This is a genomic window from Lawsonibacter celer (assembly GCF_014281125.1).
GTDB classification, from domain to species: Bacteria; Bacillota; Clostridia; order Oscillospirales; family Oscillospiraceae; genus Lawsonibacter_B; species Lawsonibacter_B celer.
Genome location: NZ_JACOEA010000002.1, coordinates 325,488 through 350,755 on the forward strand (window position 1 = coordinate 325,488; position 25,268 = coordinate 350,755).

A 25,268-nucleotide genomic window follows, 5' to 3' on the forward strand; every position below is an offset into this window, starting at 1 on the left:
TGCGCCTCAGGCGCGGGACGTCATTTCTTCCATTCAGGGCTGTATGTAGCCGCCTGAGCGGGCCGCTCTATGTTTTCCTGCGCACACCGGGCAGCCGCACTTATTGGCTCCGGCACGGGAATAGACGACCGCCTTCCAGGCATGCCCCTGCGCACACAGCCACCAAACCCGCTTATGGCTGTTGGGCGTCACCATCTCGGCGGTCAGTGCGCCGTTGAGGGTGGGATGCCACTGGGCGGCCACCTGCGGCTCCAGTGTCCGCAAATCGTTAAAGCCGGCCAGCACCTTTTTTCCAGCGCAGTAGGGACAGCTGCTGCCACTGTTGGTGCGGGCCCCCACGGCCGCCCGATAGGAATGTCCCCTTCCGCACCGCCACCAAACCACCCGATTGCTGAACAGTGTCACCTGTTCCGGAGTTAAACCGTCGTTTTTCTCTGTGTCCCATTGGACCGCCACCTCCGGGAACCGGGAGGCCAGGTCGTTTTCCCCGGTCAGCAGCATTCGGTTTGTGCACACCGGACAATTGCAGCCGTCCGTTCGAGACTTGACCAGCGACTGCCACTCATGGCCCTGCTCGCAGCGCCACCACACTTTTAGACGGGAGCCATAGCTCACCATTTCAGGCGTGTAAGGTGCATTGCGCGCCGCGTCCCACTGTTCCAGCAGGTGTTCCATACCGCATTCCCTGCAATAGTCATATAGGGACCTTTTCACAGAAACACCCTCTTCCTGTCCTGGTACAGCCGTCCTGGAGGCTGGAAACGAAATTAACATTTCGCATACAGCCTTAAACGTGTCCTGCCATAGAGAGAACAAAAGATAGGAAGAGGGGCACTATTTATGTGCCGGATTGGAGCATGAAGGGCGCAGAAATGAAAGCCGCAAAAAAGTGTTTTTTCGCGGCCTGGATTTTTGTGCCCTCAACGTGGGAGTTTCTTGTGTTTTGTTAAATTTTGTGGTATGCTTTTTGAAAATATGTAGCTAAATCCGTCTTGTACGATGGGCTTTTGCGTCAAAATGTTAATTTTGCCTATCAGCTCACAAGCCTCAGCTGTTCTAGTTGGCGTGCGTGCTCCACACCAGTGCTCAGTAAATAAATTCGGGTAGTTTCAATGGAGGAGTGTCCCAATATATCAGCCAGCCGGGCGATGTCTTTATAGACCCGATAATAGGTTGTGGCAAATAGATGCCGCAGATTATGGGGAAATACCTTTCTGGCCTCCACTCCCGCATGTTTGCATAGCCGTTTCATCTCCGCCCAGATCTGGCGGCGGCTTAAACCGGTTCCGCTTCCCGTGAGAAAAATCTCACCGGAGGCGATTTTTTGTTTGCCGGCATATTTGGCCAGCTTACGGCAGAGTTTGCTGGACAGTAGAATGACGCGTATTTTACCCTTTAACGCGATTTCCGCTCGGCCCCGCCGGACCGCTTCCACCGTGATATACGGAACTTCGCTCACCCGGATACCTGTAGCCCCCATGGTCTCAATCAGCAGAGCCAAACGCTCCTGTCCACGGCCCTGCGCGGCAGCAACCAGACGGTTGTATTCCTCCCGGCTCAGCTCCCGGCCCTTGTCCCGAAACAGCCGCCTCTGCACTTTTAAATACTTTACCCTGCAGTCTGTCCAGCCCCTAAGGGCAAAAAGCCGATGGACCGCGGCCAGCATGGAGTTGACCGTTACCGCCGCATACCCCCGCTTCAGCAGGGAATCCTTCCACTCCTTTACCCGCTCCCGTGTGACCGCGTGTCCCTCCAGCCACACCATAAACGCCAGCAGATCCCGCCGATATTTCTGTATGGTCCCGGCGCTGCATTCCTCCTGCAGCAAATATGAGGTAAATTCCAACAGCAGCTCCTCTGTCATTAAGCGCTCCATTTTGTAGCCCTCCCATTAAAAAGTTGCTTTTATTTTACCTTTTCCCACCGCTCTCATACAAAAAAACACGAAAATAAGCGGTTGATGGAGTGGCCCAACGAAGCAGATTCAATCTGGAAATAGGGCTCGGCAGAATGGGCACACAATGTGTTTTGCTATGAAATAGAAAAACTCGCCGAAAGCGATATGCCGCTTGCGGCGAGCTGGTCTGTGCTGACAAAAAAGATGCACCCATTAAAGCCCTGCGGCGCAAGGGTTTAGGGAAAAGGGATTTGACAAAGCCGAAGAGCTGTTGACCAGACAGCTCGTGCCCGCTTTTATTTTGCAAACTTGGGTGCGGTTACTTCATTTCCCGCGAATGCATTGGGCCCAGGGCTGGACAGGGAGAAATACATCTTTGCCGCCTTGGTCGTACCGAAGTCTTGATTGGAGCCGCTGTCCTGCACCTCATTAAAAGCATCCCGGAACATCTGGTTGTGTGCCTCCTCACGGTTGAGCAGGAAGTCGATGGTCTCCCGTACCTTTTTGTCCTCAATCTGGCGGTAGAGATATTCATACACCACCTTGGCCCGCTGCTCAGACGCGATATTGCTCAGCAGATCCGCGCAGAGATCTCCGGTGACAGTGACATAGTCTGCCGTCCAAGAATAGCCGGAGGCGTTGATGAGACCGGGATTCAAACCCAGCAGAACGTGTGTTTCGATCTCGCCTGCCTGGACCTTGTCTGCCTCCACGTCATGACCGTTGAGCAAATTGATGGTCTGAGCCACCATCTCCATGTGGCTCAGCTCCTCCGCCGCGATATCCATGAACAGGTCCTTGATTTTGGGGTTTTTGATGCGGAAACTCTGGGACATATACTGCATGGCGGCTTTTAGCTCGCCGTTGCCGCCGCCGAGCTGCTCCTGCAGCAGTGCCGCATACTGCGGATTGGGCCGCTCCACTTCTACTGGATGAAATAGTTGCTTTTCGTGCTTGAACAAGCACATCACCCCTTCCATTTGGCTGGGGTTAGTTTTCCGCAATTTGGGAAAGCTATGCAGGATCTGTTCATTTTGTATAGCACAAACAGCAGATTGAAGTACCTTCATCATCAAAGAATACGATGCGCTTTTGTGCAGAGTAGCCGCGAAATATCATCCGTCAGCAGTTCCAGATAGATAGGCCCAATCAAGTTTGGGTTAACGATGCCACTTGTTTCAAGCTGGGAGAAATCTATTTATATACCTGTGTGTACCTACCAATTATACGTTTTCTACTTCAATTTTTACCTGTTTGCATCTGACATCTGACAAAAGGTGTTGTATATAAAAGAACCTAAAATCCTTGTAATGTAAGTGTTTCAGGCATAAAACGACCCTACCCAGCCCGAACAATGACAAGCACTTGTTCAGATTGGGTAGGGTCATTCATTCTGGTGCGGGTATGGGGACTCGAACCCCAACGGATCGCTCCACGAGAACCTAAAGGTAATGTAACCTCAGTGAAGGGTGTCACTTGGGCTCATATCCCCAGGACTTGCCTATGCGAATCTTCCGAATTATTCCTTCTTCTACCATCTTTGAGAGGATGCGATTTGCGGTAGCCGACGACACCCCGAACATCTCCCGTACATCGGCATTAGTGATAGTTCCGTTCTTTTTCAAGAAGCGCTCGATTTGATACCAACGCTGTTCCTCTGTACTCATACTTTCTACGCTGCCAGTCTGCACAGCCTCAATTAGAGCCTCCTTAATGGCAGAAAGCATAAACTCGATAAAAGCGGTGGACTCGGCTTCGTTGTTGGAGCGGTTGATGGCCTGGTAATATTCGTCCTGGCGGTCATGAATGATGGACTCCACCGGGAGCCAGGTGAACATCGGCTTCCACTGGGTCAGCAACAGGGTATGCCACAGGCGCCCAATACGTCCGTTGCCGTCTGCGAAGGGGTGAATGAGTTCCAGCTCATAGTGGAACACGCAGCTCTTGATGAGCATATGAAACTCGCTGTCACGTACCCAGTCCAGCAGTTCCATAACCAATCCCGGTACATAATCGGGCAACGTGCCGAAATGCAGAACATTGCCCTGCTTGTCCACCACGCCCACAGAACGAGAGCGGAAACAGCCAGACTCTTCCACCAGACCTCTGGTCATTACTCCGTGGGCGTTCAGCAGATCATCCACAGAAAACGGATCCAGTGAATCCATCATTTCGTAGATCTCATAGGCGTTTTTGACTTCTGCAATATCCTTGGGCGGCGCTATGACCCGCTTACCGCTGAGAACGGCGGTGACTTGTTCCAGACTTAACGTATTCTGCTCAATGGCCAGAGAAGAATAAATCGTCCGGATACGGTTGGTGCGGCGCAGCGTCGGGTTTGTAGACAAGCCCAGCGACGCATTCACATGACCGACCAGCTCGGCAATCTCAGCAACTTCATCCAGAATTGCCGTTGTGACCTCAAACGGCGGTTTTTTGTTACGCATGGCCATCACCTCATGGTCAGTATAACACTTCATCGCTCATTTATCAACACAAGGTGATTGATGAAATGAGCGATGAAATAGATTAATGATATTAAATTTCAGCTGACTAAAACGCTATGTTACTTTACAAAGAAGCGGTACAGGAAGGTCACCATCTGCGCACGAGTGCAGATTTCGTTGGGGCTGAAGGTGGTGCCGTCGCCGGTGCCAAGCGTGATACCGTTCTCCACGGCCCACTGGACAGATTTGGCGTAATAGGCATCAGCGCTGACGTCAGTAAAGCCAATTGCGCTGCTTGCAGCCTTGCCTCCTGCCATGCGGCAGAGGAACGCAGCCATCTGCGCACGGGTGCAATCCGCTTCGGGGCTGAACGTGGTTTCGGAGGTGCCGTTGGTAATGCCCGTTTCCACGGCCCACAGAACGGCCTTTCCGTAGTAGCTGTCCATATTCACATCGGTGAAGGGGCAGACATCTGTAACCGGCTTGGGAGAACCGGAGGCTCGCCACAGGAACGTGACCATCTGCGCACGGGTGCAGGGTGCATTCGGGCTGAACGTGGTGGCGCTGGTTCCCTTGGTAACACCAGACTTAACCGCCCACATGACAGCATTGTAGAAGTAGTCGCTTTCCTTCACATCAATGAACGGATTGACCATGGGCTGCTCGATCTCGACAAAGGTGCCGGTGACGGTAACCTTGGAGGCGGGCATGGTGAAGGTGTACTTTCCATCTTTCTCAGTGAGCTTCACCTTGTCGCCGTTCTTGTCAACGACCTTCAGGGTATCCAGCTCATAACCTGTATCGGGTTTGACTGTAATGGTCACGGTCGTGCCCTTGCTTGCAGACTTCGGACTGACGGAAATAGAGCCGTTATCTGTCTTATCTACGGTAACGCTATAAGTGGCAGGGGTATAACCGCCGCCGGCGGGATTGACGGTGAAGCTCACATCAAAGCTGGCATTGATGCTGTTGCCGCCGCTGACGGTCACGGTTGCCGTGTAGGTCTTGGCGGAAAGACCGGTGTTGGGTACAACGGTAAAGGTAGCGTTGCCGCCCACTGCAATGTCGGCAATGTTAGCCGTGCTCAGCGTGAAGCTGGCGGCATCGGTGCCGGAGAGCACCACGGTCAGAGGGCCGGTTGCGCTGTTGCCGGTGTTGCTTACTGTCACAGTTTTGGCTGCAATCGCGGCATAACCAACAGTCACCGCATCAAAGCTATATGTATTGTTAACATCGAGGTCAATTCCGTAAGTAGGTACTGCGCTGTAGGCGGGAACATTCACGGTCGCCGCTGCGCCGGCCTTTTGGGTAGCGGTTTCAGCCACACGGACATAGTAGGTGCCATTGGCGAGGTTGGTGATCTCTGTACCGGTGCAGGTGGTCTTGGAGTTAAAGTTGGAAGTAGTGGAATACTCCATCGCCGTCGTGACACCGGTGATCTTACCATCGTTGTTGCTGCCGTTTGTGCAGGCGACGGGGGTCACGCTGGGAGCAGCGGGGCCGTCGGCCTTTTCAATGGTCGCAGTGGCGGCGCTGGTGACGCTGCCAGTCTGGACGCTGCTGGTCACAGTCACGGTGATGGTACTGTTAATATCGGCCTCAACAATTGTATAGGTCGCGCTGTTTGTGCCAATCTCAGTGTTGCCACGCTTCCACTGATAGGACAGGGTACCGGTGTTGTTGGTAATGCCGGAGGTATCCGCAGTCAACTGTGCGTCGAACTTGGCATCGCCGGTAATTTCGACAGTGCCGGTCAGTTGCGCTACGCCGTAAGCAGCAATGTTGATGGTTTGGGGAATGCCGGCCAGATTGATGCTGCTTGCCTTGTAACGGACATAATAGGTTCCGGGGGTCAGGCCGGTGACATTACTTCCGTTGCCAGTAGTCCAACTATTAGCTCCGGATTTTTGCCATTCCATCTCGGAAGTTACATTCAAAATAGAGCCGTTGTTATTGTTGGAATCAGAACAATTCGTGCTGTACAGGTTGGGAACGCTGTTATTCTTGTCCACGGGGTAGGGATGTGCATCGGAGTCGAGCTTGGTGTTGGTGTCGGTTGCTTTCTTTACGATATTCAGTGTTCCAGGCACAACATTGGTCAACTCGTGGGTTGTGCCGGATGCCGTAAATTCAGCAGTAGCCGCACCGGTAACGGAATAGGTCACGCCGTTTTCCAGGTTGCACAGATTGCCGGTATCGGCGCCGGTAGCCTCGAAAGTAACGGTGTTAGGCGTAGCTTCTTTTGTTTTGGCATTCGGGCCGAACATGATGCTGACACCGCTGGTCGGTGTGCCGGAAATCGTTACCTGGGTATAGCTGTCTCTCGTTACGGTAACGCCGCTTCCTGCGCCCGACACCTGGAGAGGATCGGGGAAATAATAACCGTCATTTGCCGTAACGATGATGTCGGTCATAGCCTGCCCCTGCGCCACATACTGCGTTGTGCTGTAGCTGCCGGACACACCGCAGACATTCGCAGAAGAGAAATTGACCGTGTGGTAGCTGGCGGGAATATTCTGCCAAAGGGCAGTCACGGTCGTATTGGCAGAAACAGTGATGGTTTGGCCAGGCTGCAGTTCCTGCCCGTTTACCTGCCAAGCCTTAAACTGCTTGCCGGAAGGTGCTGTAAAAGTACAAGCAGGCAAATGGTAAGTACCGCTGGCGCCTGCGACGGAATTCATCGTACCTGTGCCTTCACCAGCAGCAAAGGTGATGGTATAGCCGGAAACAACGGGGAGGTCTTTCCAAAGAGCGGTCAGAACGATGTTGCCGGTCACGGTAATACTTTCACCGGGGTTCCTTTCTGCTCCGCCGTTTACCTGCCAAGCCTTAAACTCCTTGTTGGCGGGGGCGGTAAAGGCGCAGGTCGGAAGTTCATAGCTGCCGGAAACATTGTAAACAGAAGCCATCGAGCCGCTGCCGCCGTTTTTATCGAAGCTCACGGTATAGGTCGGAGCCTCAATGGTGATGGAGAGGCTGGCGGTCTTTTGTTCAAGCACATCGCTGCCATTGCTGCTTACCCAAACATTAACGGATTCATTGTGAGTACCGGCAGTGATGTCAGTCTTGGGGGTAAAGGTAAGGGTGTCATAGTTAGCTCCATGCCAGTGTTGCACATAAAAGTTTGTAGGGGTATCATATTTCAGTGTACCTGTCTTGGTGCCGGTGTACATGATTTTGATGGTCTTGGCGTACTCGTTGTAGCCATCAGTCTTTGCAACACTGCCCCAAGCGAGGCTGTCCTTGTCCATCTCGAAGGTGTAATCATCGACCCACTGAACGGTAAAGGATTCGCTGTATGTCCAGTTTCCGTCCTCCTGGATACCGATGCGATAAGTACCCGTTGTTTCAGCATCCTGTGCGGGAACTACAGCCTGAGTAAAATAGACTTCGGAGGTGCTGATATTATCCCAATCATTCCCATTGTATTTTTGCAGCACCTTGTCGCCATCGTTTTGTGCATCGCCCTTATCAAAGGCATAGTTCACGGTGTAGGTTGCGTTAATCGCCACTTTGCCGTCAGCCGGCTGTACTGTAAACAGCGGGGTGGCCTTGTAGGTCACGGTAAATTCATTGCTGTAGAAAGCACTGCCACCGGCCATAGTTGCCTTAATGCGGAATGTCTGAGTGCTGTTGGCATAGCTGTCGTTCCATGTGATTTTTCTGTCTGTGGCAGATCCCAATTCATCCCAATTATCACCGTTCTTGCGTTCCAGGTTGGCAGTAGCCGGTGTCTGAACACACGCCCAAGTATAGTAATAGTCGGTGCCATTCTTGACGGTGCCGCTGGCAGGAGACATCGAGAAAGTGTTTTGCACAGCAGCCAGCCAAGTCACGGTAAATTCATTACAGTAAATAGATCCGCTGTTTCCGTAGGTCACGAGGATACGGTAAGTCTTCGTACCGGTTTGTGCAGCAATTGTGCCAGTTGTGTTGCCAACGGTCAAGGTATCAGCCGTTGCCCAGTCATTGCCACTTTTCACCTGGAGTTCCGCAGCAGTCGGCTGACCGGAAACTCCCCAGGTAAAGTTGTACGGCTCATTTTCGTTCACAGTGCCGCCCACCGGCTCGGTGGTAAAACCGACATTGTTGCCGCCTGCGGGGAAGTTGATGCAGATATCCACGGTGGTAGCAAGGTTATTCCAGGTATTCGTGGTTACGCCGACGCCATCAACGATCGCACGATATGTAACACCTGCTCTGACGCCGTGCTGTGCAGTCAGGCTGATGTTGGGAGCGAAGTAATAGCCATCCTGCAGCTTGACCGTGGTCACAACGGAATAGTCCTTGGAGGTATCGATGGTTTCCGCTCCGGTGACCTGACTGCCGTATGCGTTCAAGCCATTATAGACAGCATAAACCTTGCTGTTGACAACACCGTCCATATTCACGGCAGAAGAAGCGTTGATGTATTCGATTTCCGTATATCCGTTGACCAGAGCGGAGTTGGGGATTTCAATGGCAGTGATAATTTTCTCATTTGCGATATTCGCTGCAGTCCAGCGGTCATAGAGGATGGTATAGCCGTTGAATACGGTATCCTCGGTGACCTTTTCACCGCCCACTTTCGCGGTGTACCAGCCGTCAAACTTAAGATCAAGATTGTCGGTGCGGTATACCAAAGGCAGCTTCATTGCTTTGCCGTTGCCGAAAAGATTCACGCGCATAAAGCCGGATTCATCGGTTTCGGCAAAGCAGACGTTGTTGTCCGTGGTCAAAAAGTCGATATAGCCGCCCACCACAGGGGGTATCTTCTGGAACACAGCGTACAAATACAGCTCTTCGTTGATATTAAAGGTATAAGACGCTGTTGTGGCGACGAAATCCTGAACGTAAGGGGATGCCTTTTTCCAGCCAAGGAATTCATAGCCGGAAGCTGCAACTGCATTAACGGTTACGGAAGAATTTCTGGTTGCCTTGAGCGACTGCGTAATTGTACCGCTGGCAGTACCTTTGTCGGTCTGAATGGAAACCGTTCCGCCCACATTATTTTGTCCGTTATTTATTCCGCCGGTGATATCAAAAGGAACACACTCGACCGTGCAGTCAGGGGTGTACTCGAAAACAGCATACATCCATACTGCTTCGGTAGCGGTAAACTGATACTCTGTGTTGGTAGAAACGGTGGCATTCGCATCAGTCGGAGTACTCTTTCTCCAGGCGACAAACTGATAGCCAGGCTCTGCAACTGCAATGAGTCTTACGGTTGTGTTTTCGGTTGCGTATTGTTGCTGCGAAGCGGCATAACCGGTACCACCTTTATCGGTTTCGAGAAATACCTTTCCGCCTATCTCGTTACTCGAAAGATTGTGAGCAACACAGTTGATTAAATAAGTTGTTGCTTGCGGTTGTGTTTCCTGGAATACAGCATACAAAAACAGAAGCGGGGGATTTTCGTTAGTATCAACAACGCTCTCTGTCACAGTAAATGTGTAAGTCGCTTCTGTAGAGAATGCAGTACTAACATACGGGGAAGACACTTTCCATGCAACAAACTCATATCCCTGTTTCGGCACCGCAGTTATTGTTACAGCAGTATTTTCAGTTGCACTCTTTGTCGCGCTTTGACCTGCAACGGAAGAGCCTTGATTTGTTTGAATAGATACTGTTCCTCCGTCAGTCGTTGTGTATGTACTATCAAAAATTGCTAACTCAATATTATATGATGTCGATGATATTGTTTCAAAGACAGCATACAAATACTTGTTTTCGCTTGCAGTAAACTGATAGTTTGCTTCAGTAGAAATCGTTGCTCCGCTGGTTCCTTGTCTCCATTCCACAAACTTGTAGCCGGTTGCCGGATTGGCATTTAATGTTACAGTAGTACCTTCGGTGGCTGTTTTGATATATCCATCGCTTGACCAACCATCGGTACCTTCATCAGTAGTCAGATATACCTGACCGCCAGCTTGGGTTGCGTCAACGGTTGCATCATAAGGATAAGCGCCAATGCTGTAGGTCACCACAACATATTTCGGACCTTCGGCAGCGTTGCTGTCACGGTAATCCGCTGCTGTCGCAATAACCTCAAACCATCGACCGTCCGCAGCTTCGGTAGTCCAATCATACTGTGTTTCAGTTGTAGTTTTACTTAACTGAACAGATCCGCTGGAAGTATAAAGTATAACTTTATATTCGGTTGCATTGGCAACGCTGTCCCACTTGGCTACGGTTCCTTCCCAACGCAAATTCTGCGGGGCAGACAGCTTGGACTCCGGCGAAACATATCTAAAGCTGATCGTTCCCGAATTTGTGTCCGAATCGTTTGCCTTGATAGTGAAATAGTAAGTTCCATTTTCGAGCTTCAGAGTTTTGAAGCGATTGATCAAATTATATGTGTTTGTGTTGATGCTATAAATATTGGTCACGGTACCACCCATTGCGGTTTCATCCACCTCAATGTCGTAACTCGCGCTGCCCATATCGTTCCATCTGAGCATACCATCGTCAGAGAGCGTAACGTTCCACTCTGCTTTACCGCCAGTAAGAGTCGGTGCTGTCCAAGAATAAGTGCCGTACTTCGGACCTTCGGCAGCATTACTGTTACGGTAGTTGTCAGCTGTTGCCACAACCTCAAACCAGAAACCATCGTTGTAAACGTTCGTACTCCAATCATACTGTGTTTCAGATGTCGTTTTACTTAACTGAAGAGAACCGCTGTCACTATAAAGTTTTACTTCATATCCGGTTGCATTGGCAACACTGTCCCATTTAGCTACGGTTCCATCCCAACGCAAATTCTGCGGTGCGGACAACTTTTCTTGCGGCGAAACATACTTAAAGCTGATCGTGTTCGAAGTTGTATCCGGACCGTTTGCCTTGATCTGGAAATAGTAAGTACCGTTTTCAATCTTCAATTCTTTGAAGCGATTGATCAGATTGTACGAGGTGCCGTTGATATTTTCAATTTTGGTCACGGTCACGCCCATTGCGGTTTCGTCCACCTCAATGGTGTAACTCGTGGCACTTTGCTGCTCGTTCCACGACAGCACACCTTCAGCAGAGAGCTGGATGTTCCACGTGCCGCCACCATCCCCTGAAAGGGTCGGCGCCGTCCATGCCAACGCCACAGTCGGCAGCAGACCGATCAGCATCACGCAGCAGAGCAGGATACTGAGCAGCCTGTTGGTTTTCTTCTTCATAAATGTTTCCCTCCTTGTTTTCCATAGAGTTTTCTTCAATCACTTCTGTTCAGAAGGCACTTTTATGCCGGTTGGGAAGTTCTTTCTTCTCATCGGCCTATCCGACCTCCCTTCGCAGGGGACGGGGAGTCCGCCGTGCCAGCCGCGTTCCGCACTCCGGGCAATAGGCCGAGGTGCTGGCTACCACCGTGCCGCATTTCGTGCAGGAAAGGTGGTGGGATTTATACAGGTCAAAGAGCGTTTCGCGGGGCAACTCTGCGCCGCAGTCGCTGCAATAGCGCTGCGCTGCATCCGCTGTGCCGCCGCACACACGGCAGACCTTGGTCTGCTTCATCACATCGGGGCCGAAGCCAAAGCGTTTCATTCCCTCCAGACGGAGCGCCTGTATTCTGTCAGTCATCGAACTCACTCCCTTCGTAAAGAAGCTTTGCCCCACACTTGGAGCAGAACCGCTCCGGTGAAGAAAGCCTCTTGCCGCATTGCGGACAGAACTTGGGGACATTCTCCCAGGGGGCGCAATCCACACATTCCATCACATCGGCGTTATACATCACATCCGATACCCACCTGCCGCATTTGTGGCAGTGGTTGAAGTGCTGCCTGCCCTCACGCTTCCAGGCGAGCATCAGCGCCTCCTCCGGCGTATCGGCGCGGACCGGCTCCGTGGTGCAGGCAAGCGCGCCGGACAGATCGCAGAAAAACTGAAAGCGGTTGCCCCCCGCGTCTGCAATGAGCTTGTAACTCGCTGTGGGTTTTCCTTTCAAGGCTTAGCCTCCTTTCTCGCAAATCGTGGTTTCAAACGATGCCCTGTCTGCGACAGGCAGTATTGACTAAGTCAATAGCAGACGCTATAATATAAATAAATAAGGGCGGCCTCTGTGTTCGTTGGCGCGTCGACAGAGGACTTTATTTGGGAAACTTTGTTTCCCAAATAAAGGGGTACCCCATTCTTGTTTTTGTGAACGGCAAGGCTTATACCCTCCTTGATGTTCCCTTGCGGCTATCATTATACGGATTTCCCCGATTTTGTCCCCTACCCAAACCCCCAAAAGGTAGGGATGGGAGCAAAAAAATTTGAAAATTTTCTTGATTTTCATTGGTTTTCGGGGAGAGAGCCATGCAACCCAACGAAGGAGGAACAAATCCATGAAACGATCTCTCACACTTTTGCTTGCTGCACTGCTCACTCTGTGCGGTCTGACCGGCTGCGCTGAAAAGACGGCGCTTGACCCGAAGGAACCGGTCACGCTGACTCTGTGGCATGTCTATGGCGAACAGGCCGACTCCCCGATGAACCGGCTGGTGGAGGAATTCAATTCCACGGTGGGTCAGGAGAAGGGCATCATCGTGACCGTCACCAATGTGTCCAGCAGCTCCAAGATCACAGCGCAGCTGCAGGAGGCAATGTCCGGAAAACCCGGCGCACCGGAAATGCCCGATCTGTTCTCCGGCAACTCCAGCACCGTAGCTGAACTGGGAGCCGACAATCTGCTGGACTGGAATACATATTTCAGCAAGGACGAGCTGGCGAGCTATGTACCGGAATTTCTGAATGACGGAACGATGGACGGAAAGCTGATGGTCTTTCCTGTGTCCAAGTCCACTTACGCACTGTTTTTGAACGGCTCCCAGTTTGAGCGGTTTTCCGCCGATACCGGAGTGACCTATGACACCCTTTCCACCTGGGAAGGCTTCTTTGATGCCGCCGCCAGGTATTATGACTGGTCTGACGGCAAGCCTTTCTGCGCCTTTGACTACCTGATCCGCCATATCGAATTTGATGTCATGGCCAGTGGCGATGATCTGGAGTACACCGAGAACGGCTGGTACAACACCGAAAGTCCGGCCATCCAGCGCTCCTGGACGAAATTTGCCCAGCCGCTGGTGCAGGGGCATATCGCCATTTCGGATCAGTATTCCAACACCCAGGTCATGACCGGTGAAACCCTGTCCGGCATCGGCTCCACCGCTGCGATCATTTATTACAACGATACCGTCACCTATCCCGACAACACCTCGGAGCCGATGAATCTGAAGGTGCTGCCCCTGCCCAGGACCGGCGAAGGCGAACAGTTTATGCCCATGACCGGCGTGGGTCTTTGCGCATATCAGACCACCGAGCAGAAGGGCGAAGCCGCCGCTGTTTTTGTGCGCTGGCTGACCGAGGGTGAGCGCAATCTGGCCTTTGTTGCGGAAACGGGATATATGCCCGTGAACAACGATGCCTTTGCCGCGATTGAGAACTATGATTTTCCGGATGCGGGATACGCCAGTCTGTTTGACGCCATCAAGACCATGCGGGAAGGCTATACCCCCGTGGTACGCCCCACGTTTAGCGGATACTATGATAAAATTGACGCACTGTACGGCGGGCTGCGGCAGATGATGCCTGCGCTGCGGGAGCGCAGCGCCAATGGCGAGAGCGTTGATGCGCTGGCAAAAGAAACCTGGGATTTCTTCTGCTCGATTCAGTAAAGCAGAGGTGATGTCATGGGCATTTTCTCTGCATTTCGCTATTCCGAATGGTCATTAAAACGAAAGCTGTTCGGATATATGTTCCTTCTGGCAACGCTGCTTTTGCTGGCGCTGGTGACCGGCCTGTTCCTGTTCGGTCGCTTCGACAGCGCCGGTAAAAACACTTATGAAGCGCTGGATATTCAGCTGGAAGTCTTTGAAAAGGATGTTTCCACCCATTTTGATATGCTTGCCGCTGCCGGTATCCACCTCTCTGAAAGCACGACCGAGTTTCTGGAGGAATATCTTGCCGAACATGGTCTTTCCTTTGACCAATTAAACGACGCAGAGGCCGAGATCGCCGGTATCCAGGAAGAATTGATCGAGAACCTGCGTCAAAAGATGCTTCAGGAAAACTGCTCCGGCATTTTTGTAATGCTGGATGTAACGGTCAACAGCTCCGTAGCCAATGCTGAATGCTCCCGCGCCGGTCTGTATCTTCAGCAAACTGGCTATCAAAACTCCGACGAAAGCATCCTGCTTTACCGTGGGCTTTCGGACACAGGCAAACGGCACGGCGTCATGCCCCATCGGAAATGGCGGCTGGAGTTTCGGACAGACCTGTTCCCCAATTACAGTGAGATCCGCACCCTTGGTTCTGCTCGGCCGGAGGATGCCTATTATCTGACGGATTGCTTCACGCTGCCGGGAACCTCAGAGAGAGCCATGCTGATGGTGGTTCCCATCATCGGAACAGACGGAACCTTCTACGGCGTGTGTGGCTATGAGGTCAGTGAAAGCTATTTCATGACCTACCACGCCCAGCCTACCAAGATCAGGCATTTGACCTGCCTGCTGACCCGAGAAGAAGCATCGTTAGACGCAGCGGCAGGTTTGAGCTGCGGCGTATCCAGCGGATACTACCGCGCTCCGGCAGGAATCTTGCGCGCAGCAGACGCAGACGATGGGCTGACCTGTTTTACCGGCGACGGTATCTCTTATGTGGGCGTATCCCGCAGTCTTGCGCTCACGCCCAACAATGCTCCCTATGCCATAGCGGTGATGATGCTCAAGTCGGATTACGACAGAGAGGTCACGAAAACAGCCCTGCAAAACATTGTCCTCTGGTCGCTTTTGCTGTTCTTTGCCGTAAGCTGCTGCATCTTTTTCAGTCGGAGATACCTTTCCCCGATTTTGAAAGGCCTGGAACAGATTAAGTCGGACAAACGGGCCCAGGCGCAGTCTCCCATCCCGGAGATCAACGACCTGTTTGTATTCCTGGCGGAGCAGGATCGAAAGCATGAGGCGTCGCTGGATGCACTGACGCAGGAAAAGCATACCGTGCAGAGCGAAAACATTCGCTTACAGTTCAAATTTGAGCAGGCTCAAGTGGCATATCAGAAGGCACAGGCCGAGTACGACAAGGCACAGGAAGATTTGTCGGCTGCCAAGCAGGAGCTTGACCGCCTTTCCTATTCCAGAAAGACCGAGATCGACCCCGATGACTATCAGGCGTTCCTGGACGGTGTACAGATGCTGACCAAGGCGGAGCGTGAAATCTTTGAATGGTATCTGGAAGGGAAAACGGCAAATGAGATTCTGGAGCTGGCCGGCATCAAGCAAGGCACTCTGAAATTCCACAACCATAACATTCTGGGCAAGCTGGGCGTATCGTCACGAAAGCAAATGCTCCGCTATGCCGCACTGATGAAGCAACAGGAACAAGGAGGCTTGCTATGACACTTGCAGACCGCTTAAATCAGATTATTGAGGAACAGAAACTGTCCAAGCGGGAGTTTGCCAAGCGCATCGGAGTTTCTGAAAACTATCTCTACATTCTGACCGGTAACAGCAGACGGGGCAGCGACAGGAACAAGACGATCTCGCCCTCCCTGGCAAAACTCATTGCCCTTGAATTCGGCTACGACGCCGATTGGATCATGAACGGATAACCCTATGTATGGAGCAGCCTTGCCGGCTGCTCCATTTTTTAATATGCTGGAGTACCATATAAAAGCTGGATAAGACAGAGAGAAAACTGGCCCTGCAGATTACTGACTGCAAAGACCAGATTGCCGAGGAGCTGTCCTTGTATAGTTTTATCGCCGGTTTCCGTCTGGCGTGGAACCTGAGTACGGAACTGAATATGTACGAAAAAGAGCACCCTGCATCAACGAACGATTTCGTTGATGCAGGGTGCTCTTGCTATGTCTGGGGCAGTATTCGCAATAGGAATCCTGCCTCTACTTTTGTGTTTAATCCGGCCTGAAATATGCATCCCGGTCAAGTTCCAGACTGGTGGCATAGTCATACTGCTTTTGTAGAAAGTTCAGATAATAGTTTTTCGCAGTATTCCAACGAATAAGGGCAAACCCATCGGGTTCTTTTACATTTACCTCTCTGTACACATCACGCAGTGTGTTCATATACTCCGCATTCTCGCTGTAAAACTCCTTCAAGACGTCTTTGGGTTTAACCCATGTATCGGGATCGGCGGTACTAACATAAGGCAACTGCAGTTTTTTCATGCGGGCATCCTTGTCGGTCAGGTTTGCAACGATACGTTTGTACAGTGTCCGAAACTCAGGGACTCCAAAAAACTGTCCTCTTCTCTCTGTTTGCTGGCGCAGGCATCGGAGCAGTATTTTTTTGTGTTTCGTTTCGGGACAAAGTAACGTCCGCAGAATTCACATTTCTTGATGTATTTGTCTTTCTCCATCACATGGCGCAGAAGCCATATGATCAATTCATCCGGCGTCGCGAACATATAGGACGTCCCGTTGGCGAGAGCGATTCCGTGTTCCTGCAAGAACTGACAGGCATGGCTGAAATCCTCCTGCAAAGTAACACTGCCGGTTTTCATCAAAAGCATGAAACTCTCAAGTTCATACTTAGCACTTAGCTCCGGAGTGCGACTCAAGGTAACTTCCATCTGAGATATCGCCTGTTCTGTCAGCGAGGTCACAAGTGCGTCCTGATAAAAGTTCAAGTAGATTTGAAGCCGCTGGCTTGGCTTCAGTGCCTCTACATACTTATCGTCAGAAAGATAAATGTCATGGACTATCCGCAAATAACGCTCGCGGTCATAATCCCCCAACCACTCGCGAAACGCCTCTTCGTTTTTGATGATTGCTCCGTGAGAGGCTGCAAACTTGGCATCGCTTTCGGGAGCGAGTTTTTCGACATGTTCGCCGTTCAGGAATATGCACAGGAGCTCACCGACAGTCTGAAACATATTGAACGTGTTGTATTTACTGTCAGCATGGTAAAGCATCAGACAGCACACATCACCAATCACCTGCAGCATGAGAGGAGCATTGTTTTCGTTCATACTACACCTCAAAAAGCTATATAGGATAAAATAATTTTTCTTGTTATAGCTTATCACCTTAGAAAGCTGACTGCAATCTCAAATTACGTTATTCTGGTTACGAAAGAGGAATCTCCGCTGTCTGCACCTTGAAAATTGAATACCCGTCATCGGAGTTCATACTCTCCCGGCGAAGCACCGCCACGATCCTCGTATGAGGTGAGCGTGCCAAGGGAGATGACAACGCAGCTCGGTCAATTCAGTCCCTGCTGCAGGAAGGTGTACGATGTTCGGCCAACACTTTTTGAAAACAGCGAAAGATTCCCGGGGGGTAGTCTACGCTTTTTTGCCCTCTGAACTATATAAGAAAGGAGAAAAATCCAATGTACACTCTGCTCCCGAAAACACAAATCTAAAAACCACAAGGAGGAAACACAAATGAACAATGAACTCAAACTCATTTCCATGGACACCGTGGAAACTGAAACTGTCCAGTGGCTGTGGTATCCCTACATTCCGCTGGGCAAGATCACCATCGTCCAGGGTGATCCCGGTGAGGGAAAAACCACGTTCGCTCTCGCTGTCATTGCGGCGCTGACGAAGGGAGAACCTCTCCCAGAATGTGAAGATGCCATGGAGCCCATGAACGTGATCTATCAGACTGCCGAGGACGGTCTGGCAGATACCATTAAGCCAAGGCTCGTTGCATCCGGTGCCGACTGCTCCCGCGTTCTGGTGATTGATGAAACCAACAAAGAACTCACCCTTATTGATGAGCGGCTGGAATCCGCCATCAATGAAACCGGCGCTCGGCTCATCGTCCTCGATCCGATCCAGGCATATCTCGGTGATGATGTGGACATGCACCGTGCCAACGAAGTGCGTCCGGTGCTGAAGCGTGTTGCAGCCATGGCAGAGCGCACGCATTGTGCTGTCCTACTGGTTGGTCACATGAACAAAGCGCAGGGACAGAAATCCAGCTACCGCGGTCTCGGCTCCATCGACTTCCGCGCGGCGGCGCGAAGTGTGCTGGTAGTCGGTCGGCTGAAAGACAACGAGCGCATCCGTATTGTCGCTCAGGACAAAAACAGTCTCGCTCCCGAGGGCAGCTCCATTGCATTCGAACTGAATGAGCAGACCGGCTTCTGCTGGAAGGGTGCCTGCGACGCGACTGTGGACGATGTTCTCAACGGCACCGGTAAGATACAGACAAAGACCATGCTGATGGAGGAAGAACTCAAGCGTATGCTCAGCGGCAGAGTTCCCGCAGAGGAAGTGCAGAAACGAGCCAAGAGCATGGGTGTGTCCAAGCGCACGTTGGATATCGCGAAGAAAAATCTCGGTATCATTTCCGAAAAGGTTGGCGACCAGTGGTTCTGGAAACTACCGGAGGAAGGATGTAAGGATGTAGAGTTCTAAGGACATTGCACCCTTGCAACCTTTTCCCTCTGCGCTGAAATCTCCGCCGTGTGCGCCCACAGGAGCGGCTGTGTGCGGCTTTTGCTGCAGGGAAGAGTAACACCCCACAGCAGGGCAGTCAGCAGTTTTGACACCCATGTTCGGCAAAAAGGAGGCGGAACGGAGACGAGGGAATTTTCTCCCATAACAGGGCTCCCGCCGAAGCCCAGCGACAGCGGGTTCGGTGGGAAGAGGACGAGCGACAGAGAGTACGAGCCTTACCGCTTGCGGGGAGGCGAGGGATTCGTCGTCCGCTCGGACGACGGCCAGCATCGCGTTTGTCTGGTCTGCGGCAATGCCGCTGTCTGGCTTCCGCATGTTGGCGGGGCGTTGCCCCACACCCCATTCTTGCGAAATTTGGAGGAATCATCATGAAAAAGAAAGATATCAAATTCAGCACCAGGATGGCTGTAGAAGACCGTACTACTATCAAAGCGTTGGCAAAGCAGGCTCATATGTCCATGAGCAACTATGTTACCGCCTGCTGTCTTGGTCAGCAGATCGTCATCATCGAAGGGCTGAAGGAAGTACTGAAAGAGCTCAAGGCCATCGGCAATAACCTCAACCAGCTGGTAACGCTGGCGCACATGGGCAAAATCACCGTGATCAATCTCACTGAGGTGCGTCAGCTCCTCACTGACATCCTCATCGCCGTCCGTGAGATCGCGGAACGAAAGCGATGGTGACCATGGCAATCATAAGCTTCACAAATTACAAACGTGGTCAGACCCGTGGGGGCATGGGAGCGGTGCTGCGATACACCGCTCAGGACTGGAAGACGGAGTTCAACGGTCGGCAGTTGGTCACAGGAATCAACTGTCAACCGGAAACGGTCTGCGGAGATTTCATGACTACGAAGTATCTGCACCACAAAACCGATGGCACGATGTTCTATCACATGGTGCAGAGCTTCTCGAAGGGGGCTGATGTCGATCCTGCGGTTGCACATTCGGCGGCACAAAAGCTGGCAGAGTACTTTGCCGGTCATGAAGTTTTAGTCTGTACGCATACCGACCGTGAGCATATCCACTCACACTTCATCATCAACTCGGTCAGCTTCGACACCGGCAAGAAACTACACATCGCAAAGGAACAGCTCCAGGAACTGCGCCAGCGAAACGATGCGGTGTGCATGGAGTTCTCACTGCCGGTGTTCGTTCCGAACCCCAACCGACAGAAGTCCAAGCACATGACCATCGGAGAGTATCATACTGCCGCCCGTGGTCAGAGCAAGAAACTGCAGCTCATGAATATCATCAATGACTGTATGCGCCATGCTGCCAACCGCGAAGAGTTCATCGCTCTGATGGAAAGCGAAGGCTGCAAAGTCCGCTGGGAAAAGTCCCGGCAAAACATCACCTACACCACACCGAGCGGCTGGCAGTGTCGTGACCGCCTGCTGTTTGGTGACAAATACTTAAAGGAGAATATGGAACATGAATTTGAGATCCGAGCAGAACTTATCCATGGACGAGCTCATGGAGAGAAATCGTCACCCGCATATACGACAGATGGATCCGGAACAGACCACACCGCCGATGCCGTCCGAGCCGCAAGTACAGGAGCATCATGTGGTGGTCAACTGGACGATGCCCGAGTCGATGGACCGCATCGAGAACCGGTTACAGACGCTGGAGGAGCAGAGCAACTTGCAGCGGGCGTACCTGCGCAGACTGTGCGAGAGGTCGACTACATACCCGACGCAGGCGCAGATGGACGAACTGCTGAAGGCGGTGAAGCATTTGGAGCAGATGACCGAACAGGTTGGGAAACCGAAAGAGAAGCGTTTCTCTCTTCCGAAGTTCAGACTGCCCAGGCTGCAACTGCATCTCCCGGAGTGGGACTGGCCGACAGTGGTCACGGTGGCAATGGCGCTGGCTATGGCGGCGTTGCTTCTGCTCTGGTTCAAGTCGGGCGGCGGCTGGAACAATCTCAGTCTGCTGCGCCGGTGATGGACAGCACCACCATGCGTCACCACACCGACAGCAAAACGCTCCGTAAGGAGCGTGAAAAGAAAATCGCCCTCGGGCATAAATCAGATGACCACGAGGACGAAGAAACCTATACTTGGCAACAGACCATGTGACGGTCTGCTGTCTTCACTTTCCAAGGAGGTACAAATGACCTATAAAAAGCGCAACAACATTTCCGAAGTCAGCTTCACCTATGTGGGAACCGACGCTCAGTTCAACGAGTTCCTGAAAATGATGATTCATGATTATCTGGCGGTGGACAATCCCTACGCGATGAAAGAAACCGAAGCCGTGGAAATCGCCGAAGAGGATCAGAAGCGTCAGCAAGCCATGTGAACTATAGGTGTTCTGCACACAAATCTCAGGGCATGTCCTGTTGCTTAGGTAGAACTTCTGCGCCGTGGGATTGTTCTGTTCGCTATTGAAAAACGTGTGTGCTATGGTGTGTCGTGAATAATCCGGCACACCATAGCAGAAAGGAGAAGGCCATGAAAGTCTGGCTGTATTATCGACTGTCACGAGATGAAGACGAAGAGCTGAACTCGCTGACAAACCAGAGAAAAATCATCTGTGAATATGCGCTGGCCAACGGTCACGAAATCGTCGGCGAGTCCTCCGATGACAACGTCAGCGGCATGCACTTCAACCGTGAGGGCATCAACAAAATCTACGAAGCGGTGGAAGCTGGCATCATCGAAGCCATCATCGTCAAAGACCTATCCCGCCTGGGCCGCCATCGCACGCAGACGGCACTGTTCATCGATTATCTGCGCGAACACAACGTGCGAGTGCTCTCCGCCACAGAGAGTATCGATACCTTCAACGAGAACGACGACCTCATCATCGGATTCAAGGGATTGGTCAATGACTTCTACGCCCGCGACGGCAGCCGCCGTGTCCGCACAGGTTATCGGCAGAAGCAGAAAGAAGGTCTGGTGGCTATCCCGCCCTTTGGATACTTCAAGGATAAAAACACGAAGAAAGTCGTTATCGTGGAGGAAGCTGCTGAAACCGTTCGCCTGATCTATACCGAGTACGTTGGCGGCAGAGGGCTCAAAGCCATTGCCAGAATGCTCAATGAGCAGAAACGCAAAACACCGGCGCTGATGCAGCTGGAGCTGCTGAACAAAAAGCAGCCCTGTACCTTTGACGGTATCAAGAAGAAACATATCTGGGACGCCACCATGGTGAGCCGCATCCTTCAGGACGAGAGCTACATCGGCACGCTCATCTGCCATAAGAGCGACACCAACAAAATCAATAAGACCTTCCGCCTCACCGAGCCGGAGGAGCAGTTCCGTCACGAGGATTTCTTCCCGGCCATCGTCAGCCGTGACCTGTGGGAGCAGGTGCAGGAACTGAAGGCGGCACGCAAAGAAAAGAATGTCCGCGCCGGTGCCGACAAAAAGGTGCATCGGTACAGTGGCCTGCTCCAATGTCAGGACTGCGGGCGCTCCTTTCTCGGTAAACGCATCAAGCTAAAAGACAGAGAGCGGGTCGAGTATGTCTGCGATACCTACCACCGCTACGGCAAGGAGCACTGTACCGCCCATGCGGTGCGGGAGGAAACACTGGACGAGCTCATTATCAAAGAACTGGGCGAAACCAAGGCTATGTACCAAATGAACTGGGATATGCTTGAGAAGGTCATTGAAAAATGGACGCCCAAGGCATCTTTCGCCGATGCTCAGATATCCAAGCTCCGTGACCGCATCGCCGGTCTGGAAGAAGATGTGGAGGTGATCCTGATGGAGCGTATTCGGGACAAAGCCAACGCCGAGCGCTATGACCGCATGCTTGAAAAGCGTGAAGCGGAGATTGCGGCGGCGAAAAAGCAGATTGAGGAGCTGCAAAATATCTCTGAGGTGCTTCGGAGCCGTCAGGCCAAGCTGAAAAAGGATATCAGCCTTATTGATGAAATTCTCAAGGAAGGTAAGATGACCGAAGCACACCTGCGGCTTCTGGTGGACAAGATCCTGGTCCATGAGCATGACGGCAAAATCGACCTGGACATCCGCATCAAGGCGCCGTTCCGCGGTCACACCGACTACTATGAGAATGGCGAGTTGGTAGAGCGCTATGGCGATCTGGACTTCGATTGGGACAGATTGGCCGCTGCCATCTACGGCGATTACGCGGAGAAGTGATATGCGGGTGTGGCTTTACGCAAGACTGTCCAACGACGATGATCGGAAGATGAACTCCCTGCTCAATCAGCAGGAGATCTGCCGTGCCTATGCGGAAAAGCATGGGCATACCGTCGTTGGCAGTTCCTTCGATGATAATGTCAGCGGCATGAAATTCAGCCGCCGTGGGCTGGACGAACTCACGGCGGCTGTGGATGCGAAAAGCATAGATGCGGTTATCGTGAAAGACCTCTCCCGACTGGGACGGCACAAAACGCAGACAGGGCTGCTCATCGACTACCTGCGGCAATGTCGGGTGCGGGTGCTGTCGGTGACGGAGGGTATTGACACCTTCTGCGATGAAGATGACCTTATCATCGGTGTGCGCGGCCTGATGAACGATTTCTATGCCAGGGACATCGGCAATAAAATCCGTGCGGGATACCGGCAGAAGCAGCGGGAAGGCATTGTGATCACGCCGCCCTTCGGCTACTGGAAGGATAAGAACAGGAACGAAATCCGAATCAATTCCGAAGCGGCGGTCACGGTGCAAATCATCTATTCTCTGTACTTACAGGGCTGTGGGCAGAAAGAAATCGCCCGCCGGCTCAATGCCATGGGGCGAAAGACCCCGGCGCAGCTCCGAGCCGAGAAATGCGGCATAGAGTTTCAGCCGACGCACAAAACCCGTGATGGGCAGTTCCTCTGGACATATGCCAGCGTGAAAAATGTGCTGGTGGAGGAGGCTTACACAGGTGTGTTGAACAACCATCGCAGTGAAACCACCAGCGGTAAAGTCAAACGGCTTGCCTCCGACAACTGGTATCGCCATGAAAACTTCTTCCCGGTCATCATAGAGCGGGAAGAATGGGAGCAGGTGCAGGAACTTTTGAGAATGCAAGCTCGACCTGCCAATGGGAATCAGGCCAAGCACCGCTATGCGGGACTGCTGACCTGCTGGGAATGCGGCAATGTGTTTATCCCTATGATTCGGTACTGGAACGGCAAGCGCCGTGTGGAATATGTCTGCCGTGGGTATCATCGCAATGGCAAAAGCTATTGCACCTCCCACCGTATCCATGAAGAGGTGCTGGACGCAGCTGTGCAGACCTATGTGGAATCCATACGTGAACAGTATGCCGTAGAACTGAAACAACTTGTGAAGATGCAAAAAATGTGGGCGTTGAGGAAGGCAATCCTCGACGCCCACATTTTGTCGTTGCAGGAGAAAGTGCAGGGGCTGGAACATGAGATAGATGCGATTGTGATGGAACACGTTCGGGCTTTATCAAACATTAATCTCAAAGCAAATGGCGTCTGATCCAAATGGACGCCGAGTATATCGCTTATATTCAGTTTTGATTGGTTCAAATACTTCTTGTGGATTTCTGCTATATACTGTATTTGCAATATCTTCTGCAAAATGAATTTTTGATCCAGTTGCCAAAACATATAACGTATCTACGAGCTTTTCATCAATTGCCTTCTGAGCGATTTCAACTGGTGCCTGGATATCGGAATAGGCAAAATCAGAAATTGCCAAAATAACTTTCACATTTATCCCATTTTCACGGAAAGTTAGTTTTGTGTCATCTCCCAATGTATGAGATGCAATTCCGTAAATAAAATCCATAAAATGAACAATTGTCTTAAAGACTTCGTCGGACGGTGGCGCAGGAAAAACTCTGCTTGCGTATTTATCTATCTCGTTAAATAGGACAGGGAGAAACAAACCATCTTTATCAATTTTTCTCAGTTTGTCAAACACCGCGACAAATGTTTTATCCGTCTTCAATTGCTCTGGAATGTATTCGCGATTAAAGTAATCATAAATATTGCGGCCAGCATATTGAGCTAACTTTTGTGTTACTATTAAGTCTGATGATTTGCAAACACTTGCAGGCATATATGTCTTTGCGTTTTGGCCAAAGCCTTTCGCACAATAATTATGTAATATACCTACGGCTTGTTTGACTTCGTCCTTATATGAATTAACATATACTACCACTTGATTATCTTCAAAAAACGAATCCGTTGTTTCGGCCTCAGACACCCATTCCACCTTCAAATCATAAGGAAGAAATTTTTTCAACGCTGGTGGTGCAGATTCGTCAAATTTGAGTTTTGCAGCATCAATTGTCATGCATAAGCGCTTTTCAAAAGCTTTCTTTCTTTTCTTAGGTGCAAACGCTGCAATCCACACAGTTATCTGTGTGTTCCACTCCCTTACAGTTTGTGGGTGGGAAAGAAGCCATAGGATCACAACGATAGCACCAATCAGAAGTGTCCATGAAAGTCCTTTGTCAATAAATTGGCTCACAACATCCCAGAATGTCATTTATTTCGCCTCCTCAGAGAGAGATAGCACACAGTCTGGCCTGTTGCAACACATATCAACGTTTTTATCCGGCATAGGAATAATCGCATAGAGATTGTTTCTTGTAATAACTTCTTTGCAATA

At 51.4% G+C, this 25,268-nt stretch carries 19 protein-coding genes; 9 read left to right on the forward strand and 10 right to left on the reverse strand.

Annotated elements, in window-relative coordinates:
• Positions 1-33: 33 nt before the first annotated feature.
• The 7 genes from H9Q75_RS06375 to H9Q75_RS06405 all read right to left on the reverse strand — a co-directional run bounded on the left by H9Q75_RS06375 (position 34) and on the right by H9Q75_RS06405 (position 12,250).
• Positions 34-714 carry a zinc-ribbon domain-containing protein gene (locus H9Q75_RS06375; RefSeq protein ID WP_341480914.1) on the reverse strand — a complete coding sequence of 227 codons (681 nt, stop codon included), beginning with the start codon at positions 712-714 and terminating at the stop codon, positions 34-36.
• A 319-nt stretch (positions 715-1,033) separates the two neighbouring features.
• Positions 1,034-1,876: a tyrosine-type recombinase/integrase gene (locus H9Q75_RS06380; RefSeq protein ID WP_243200707.1), complete on the reverse strand. Its 843-nt coding sequence runs from the start codon at positions 1,874-1,876 to the stop codon at positions 1,034-1,036.
• Between the two features lie 317 nt (positions 1,877-2,193).
• Positions 2,194-2,859, reverse strand: coding sequence for a manganese catalase family protein (locus H9Q75_RS06385; RefSeq protein WP_186565340.1), 666 nt, complete (start codon positions 2,857-2,859; stop codon positions 2,194-2,196).
• Between the two features lie 510 nt (positions 2,860-3,369).
• Positions 3,370-4,344: a Fic family protein gene (locus tag H9Q75_RS06390; protein ID WP_186565341.1), complete on the reverse strand. Its 975-nt coding sequence runs from the start codon at positions 4,342-4,344 to the stop codon at positions 3,370-3,372.
• 119 nt (positions 4,345-4,463) lie between these two features.
• On the reverse strand, positions 4,464-11,486 hold the full coding sequence (locus H9Q75_RS06395; RefSeq protein WP_186565342.1) for an InlB B-repeat-containing protein: 7,023 nt from the start codon (positions 11,484-11,486) through the stop codon (positions 4,464-4,466).
• A gap of 97 nt (positions 11,487-11,583) precedes the next feature.
• On the reverse strand, positions 11,584-11,886 hold the full coding sequence (locus H9Q75_RS06400) for a double zinc ribbon domain-containing protein (protein WP_186565343.1): 303 nt from the start codon (positions 11,884-11,886) through the stop codon (positions 11,584-11,586).
• Positions 11,879-12,250 (reverse strand): zinc-ribbon domain-containing protein, encoded by a 372-nt coding sequence (locus tag H9Q75_RS06405; RefSeq protein WP_186565344.1) that lies wholly within the window; start codon positions 12,248-12,250, stop codon positions 11,879-11,881. The genes H9Q75_RS06400 and H9Q75_RS06405 overlap by 8 nt, the downstream gene beginning before the upstream one ends.
• Positions 12,251-12,632: 382 nt before the next feature.
• Here H9Q75_RS06405 and H9Q75_RS06410 point away from each other — a divergent pair, with 382 nt between their 5' ends.
• The 3 genes from H9Q75_RS06410 to H9Q75_RS06420 are packed head-to-tail and all read left to right on the forward strand — an operon-like array spanning position 12,633 to position 15,892.
• The gene (locus tag H9Q75_RS06410; RefSeq protein WP_186565345.1) at positions 12,633-13,961 is read left to right on the forward strand and encodes an ABC transporter substrate-binding protein; all 1,329 of its coding nucleotides are present in this window, start codon (positions 12,633-12,635) and stop codon (positions 13,959-13,961) included.
• Between the two features lie 15 nt (positions 13,962-13,976).
• Positions 13,977-15,680 carry a LuxR C-terminal-related transcriptional regulator gene (locus tag H9Q75_RS06415; RefSeq protein ID WP_186565346.1) on the forward strand — a complete coding sequence of 568 codons (1,704 nt, stop codon included), beginning with the start codon at positions 13,977-13,979 and terminating at the stop codon, positions 15,678-15,680.
• Positions 15,677-15,892: a helix-turn-helix domain-containing protein gene (locus tag H9Q75_RS06420; RefSeq protein ID WP_186565347.1), complete on the forward strand. Its 216-nt coding sequence runs from the start codon at positions 15,677-15,679 to the stop codon at positions 15,890-15,892. Before H9Q75_RS06415 ends, H9Q75_RS06420 begins: the two co-directional genes overlap by 4 nt.
• A 303-nt stretch (positions 15,893-16,195) precedes the next feature.
• Here the strand turns inward: H9Q75_RS06420 and H9Q75_RS06425 are convergent, their stop codons facing one another.
• Together H9Q75_RS06425 and H9Q75_RS06430 are read right to left on the reverse strand one after the other, a co-directional pair.
• Positions 16,196-16,468: a hypothetical protein gene (locus tag H9Q75_RS06425; protein WP_186565348.1), complete on the reverse strand. Its 273-nt coding sequence runs from the start codon at positions 16,466-16,468 to the stop codon at positions 16,196-16,198.
• Positions 16,469-16,485: 17 nt separating this feature from the next.
• Positions 16,486-17,271: a hypothetical protein gene (locus tag H9Q75_RS06430; RefSeq protein ID WP_186565349.1), complete on the reverse strand. Its 786-nt coding sequence runs from the start codon at positions 17,269-17,271 to the stop codon at positions 16,486-16,488.
• Between the two features lie 417 nt (positions 17,272-17,688).
• On the opposite strand from H9Q75_RS06430, the gene H9Q75_RS06435 reads away from it, so the two are divergent.
• The 6 genes from H9Q75_RS06435 (at position 17,689) to H9Q75_RS06460 (ending at position 24,128) form a co-directional block, all read left to right on the forward strand.
• Positions 17,689-18,669 carry an AAA family ATPase gene (locus tag H9Q75_RS06435; protein WP_186565350.1) on the forward strand — a complete coding sequence of 327 codons (981 nt, stop codon included), beginning with the start codon at positions 17,689-17,691 and terminating at the stop codon, positions 18,667-18,669.
• A gap of 410 nt (positions 18,670-19,079) precedes the next feature.
• The gene (locus tag H9Q75_RS06440) at positions 19,080-19,394 is read left to right on the forward strand and encodes a plasmid mobilization protein (RefSeq protein WP_186565351.1); all 315 of its coding nucleotides are present in this window, start codon (positions 19,080-19,082) and stop codon (positions 19,392-19,394) included.
• Positions 19,388-20,794 carry a relaxase/mobilization nuclease domain-containing protein gene (locus H9Q75_RS06445; protein ID WP_243200709.1) on the forward strand — a complete coding sequence of 469 codons (1,407 nt, stop codon included), beginning with the start codon at positions 19,388-19,390 and terminating at the stop codon, positions 20,792-20,794. Before H9Q75_RS06440 ends, H9Q75_RS06445 begins: the two co-directional genes overlap by 7 nt.
• Positions 20,795-20,828: 34 nt before the next feature.
• The gene (locus tag H9Q75_RS06450) at positions 20,829-21,017 is read left to right on the forward strand and encodes a hypothetical protein (RefSeq protein WP_186565352.1); all 189 of its coding nucleotides are present in this window, start codon (positions 20,829-20,831) and stop codon (positions 21,015-21,017) included.
• A 152-nt stretch (positions 21,018-21,169) separates the two neighbouring features.
• Positions 21,170-22,828: a recombinase family protein gene (locus H9Q75_RS06455; protein ID WP_186565353.1), complete on the forward strand. Its 1,659-nt coding sequence runs from the start codon at positions 21,170-21,172 to the stop codon at positions 22,826-22,828.
• 1 nt (position 22,829) lies between these two features.
• Complete coding sequence (locus H9Q75_RS06460) at positions 22,830-24,128, forward strand: recombinase family protein (protein ID WP_186565354.1); 1,299 nt, start codon at positions 22,830-22,832, stop codon at positions 24,126-24,128.
• On the opposite strand, the gene H9Q75_RS06465 is transcribed toward H9Q75_RS06460, so the two are convergent.
• Positions 24,096-25,145, reverse strand: a complete 1,050-nt coding sequence (locus H9Q75_RS06465) for a hypothetical protein (protein WP_186565355.1) — start codon at positions 25,143-25,145, stop codon at positions 24,096-24,098. The two genes, H9Q75_RS06460 and H9Q75_RS06465, sit on opposite strands and share 33 nt — an antisense overlap.
• Positions 25,146-25,268: the final 123 nt, after the last annotated feature.

What these genes read in the sequence shown, in the direction of transcription:
- H9Q75_RS06440 (WP_186565351.1), top strand. Translation starts at nt 19,080, where the DNA reads ATGAAAAAGAAAGATATCAAATTCAGCACCAGGATGGCTGTAGAAGAC.
- H9Q75_RS06380 (WP_243200707.1), bottom strand. Translation starts at nt 1,876, where the DNA reads ATGGAGCGCTTAATGACAGAGGAGCTGCTGTTGGAATTTACCTCATAT.
- H9Q75_RS06415 (WP_186565346.1), top strand. Translation starts at nt 13,977, where the DNA reads ATGGGCATTTTCTCTGCATTTCGCTATTCCGAATGGTCATTAAAACGA.
- H9Q75_RS06465 (WP_186565355.1), bottom strand. Translation starts at nt 25,145, where the DNA reads ATGACATTCTGGGATGTTGTGAGCCAATTTATTGACAAAGGACTTTCA.
- H9Q75_RS06430 (WP_186565349.1), bottom strand. Translation starts at nt 17,271, where the DNA reads ATGAACGAAAACAATGCTCCTCTCATGCTGCAGGTGATTGGTGATGTG.
- H9Q75_RS06435 (WP_186565350.1), top strand. Translation starts at nt 17,689, where the DNA reads ATGAACAATGAACTCAAACTCATTTCCATGGACACCGTGGAAACTGAA.
- H9Q75_RS06400 (WP_186565343.1), bottom strand. Translation starts at nt 11,886, where the DNA reads ATGACTGACAGAATACAGGCGCTCCGTCTGGAGGGAATGAAACGCTTT.
- H9Q75_RS06410 (WP_186565345.1), top strand. Translation starts at nt 12,633, where the DNA reads ATGAAACGATCTCTCACACTTTTGCTTGCTGCACTGCTCACTCTGTGC.
- H9Q75_RS06450 (WP_186565352.1), top strand. Translation starts at nt 20,829, where the DNA reads ATGACCTATAAAAAGCGCAACAACATTTCCGAAGTCAGCTTCACCTAT.
- H9Q75_RS06390 (WP_186565341.1), bottom strand. Translation starts at nt 4,344, where the DNA reads ATGCGTAACAAAAAACCGCCGTTTGAGGTCACAACGGCAATTCTGGAT.
- H9Q75_RS06455 (WP_186565353.1), top strand. Translation starts at nt 21,170, where the DNA reads ATGAAAGTCTGGCTGTATTATCGACTGTCACGAGATGAAGACGAAGAG.
- H9Q75_RS06460 (WP_186565354.1), top strand. Translation starts at nt 22,830, where the DNA reads ATGCGGGTGTGGCTTTACGCAAGACTGTCCAACGACGATGATCGGAAG.
- H9Q75_RS06420 (WP_186565347.1), top strand. Translation starts at nt 15,677, where the DNA reads ATGACACTTGCAGACCGCTTAAATCAGATTATTGAGGAACAGAAACTG.
- H9Q75_RS06425 (WP_186565348.1), bottom strand. Translation starts at nt 16,468, where the DNA reads ATGAAAAAACTGCAGTTGCCTTATGTTAGTACCGCCGATCCCGATACA.
- H9Q75_RS06395 (WP_186565342.1), bottom strand. Translation starts at nt 11,486, where the DNA reads ATGAAGAAGAAAACCAACAGGCTGCTCAGTATCCTGCTCTGCTGCGTG.
- H9Q75_RS06445 (WP_243200709.1), top strand. Translation starts at nt 19,388, where the DNA reads ATGGTGACCATGGCAATCATAAGCTTCACAAATTACAAACGTGGTCAG.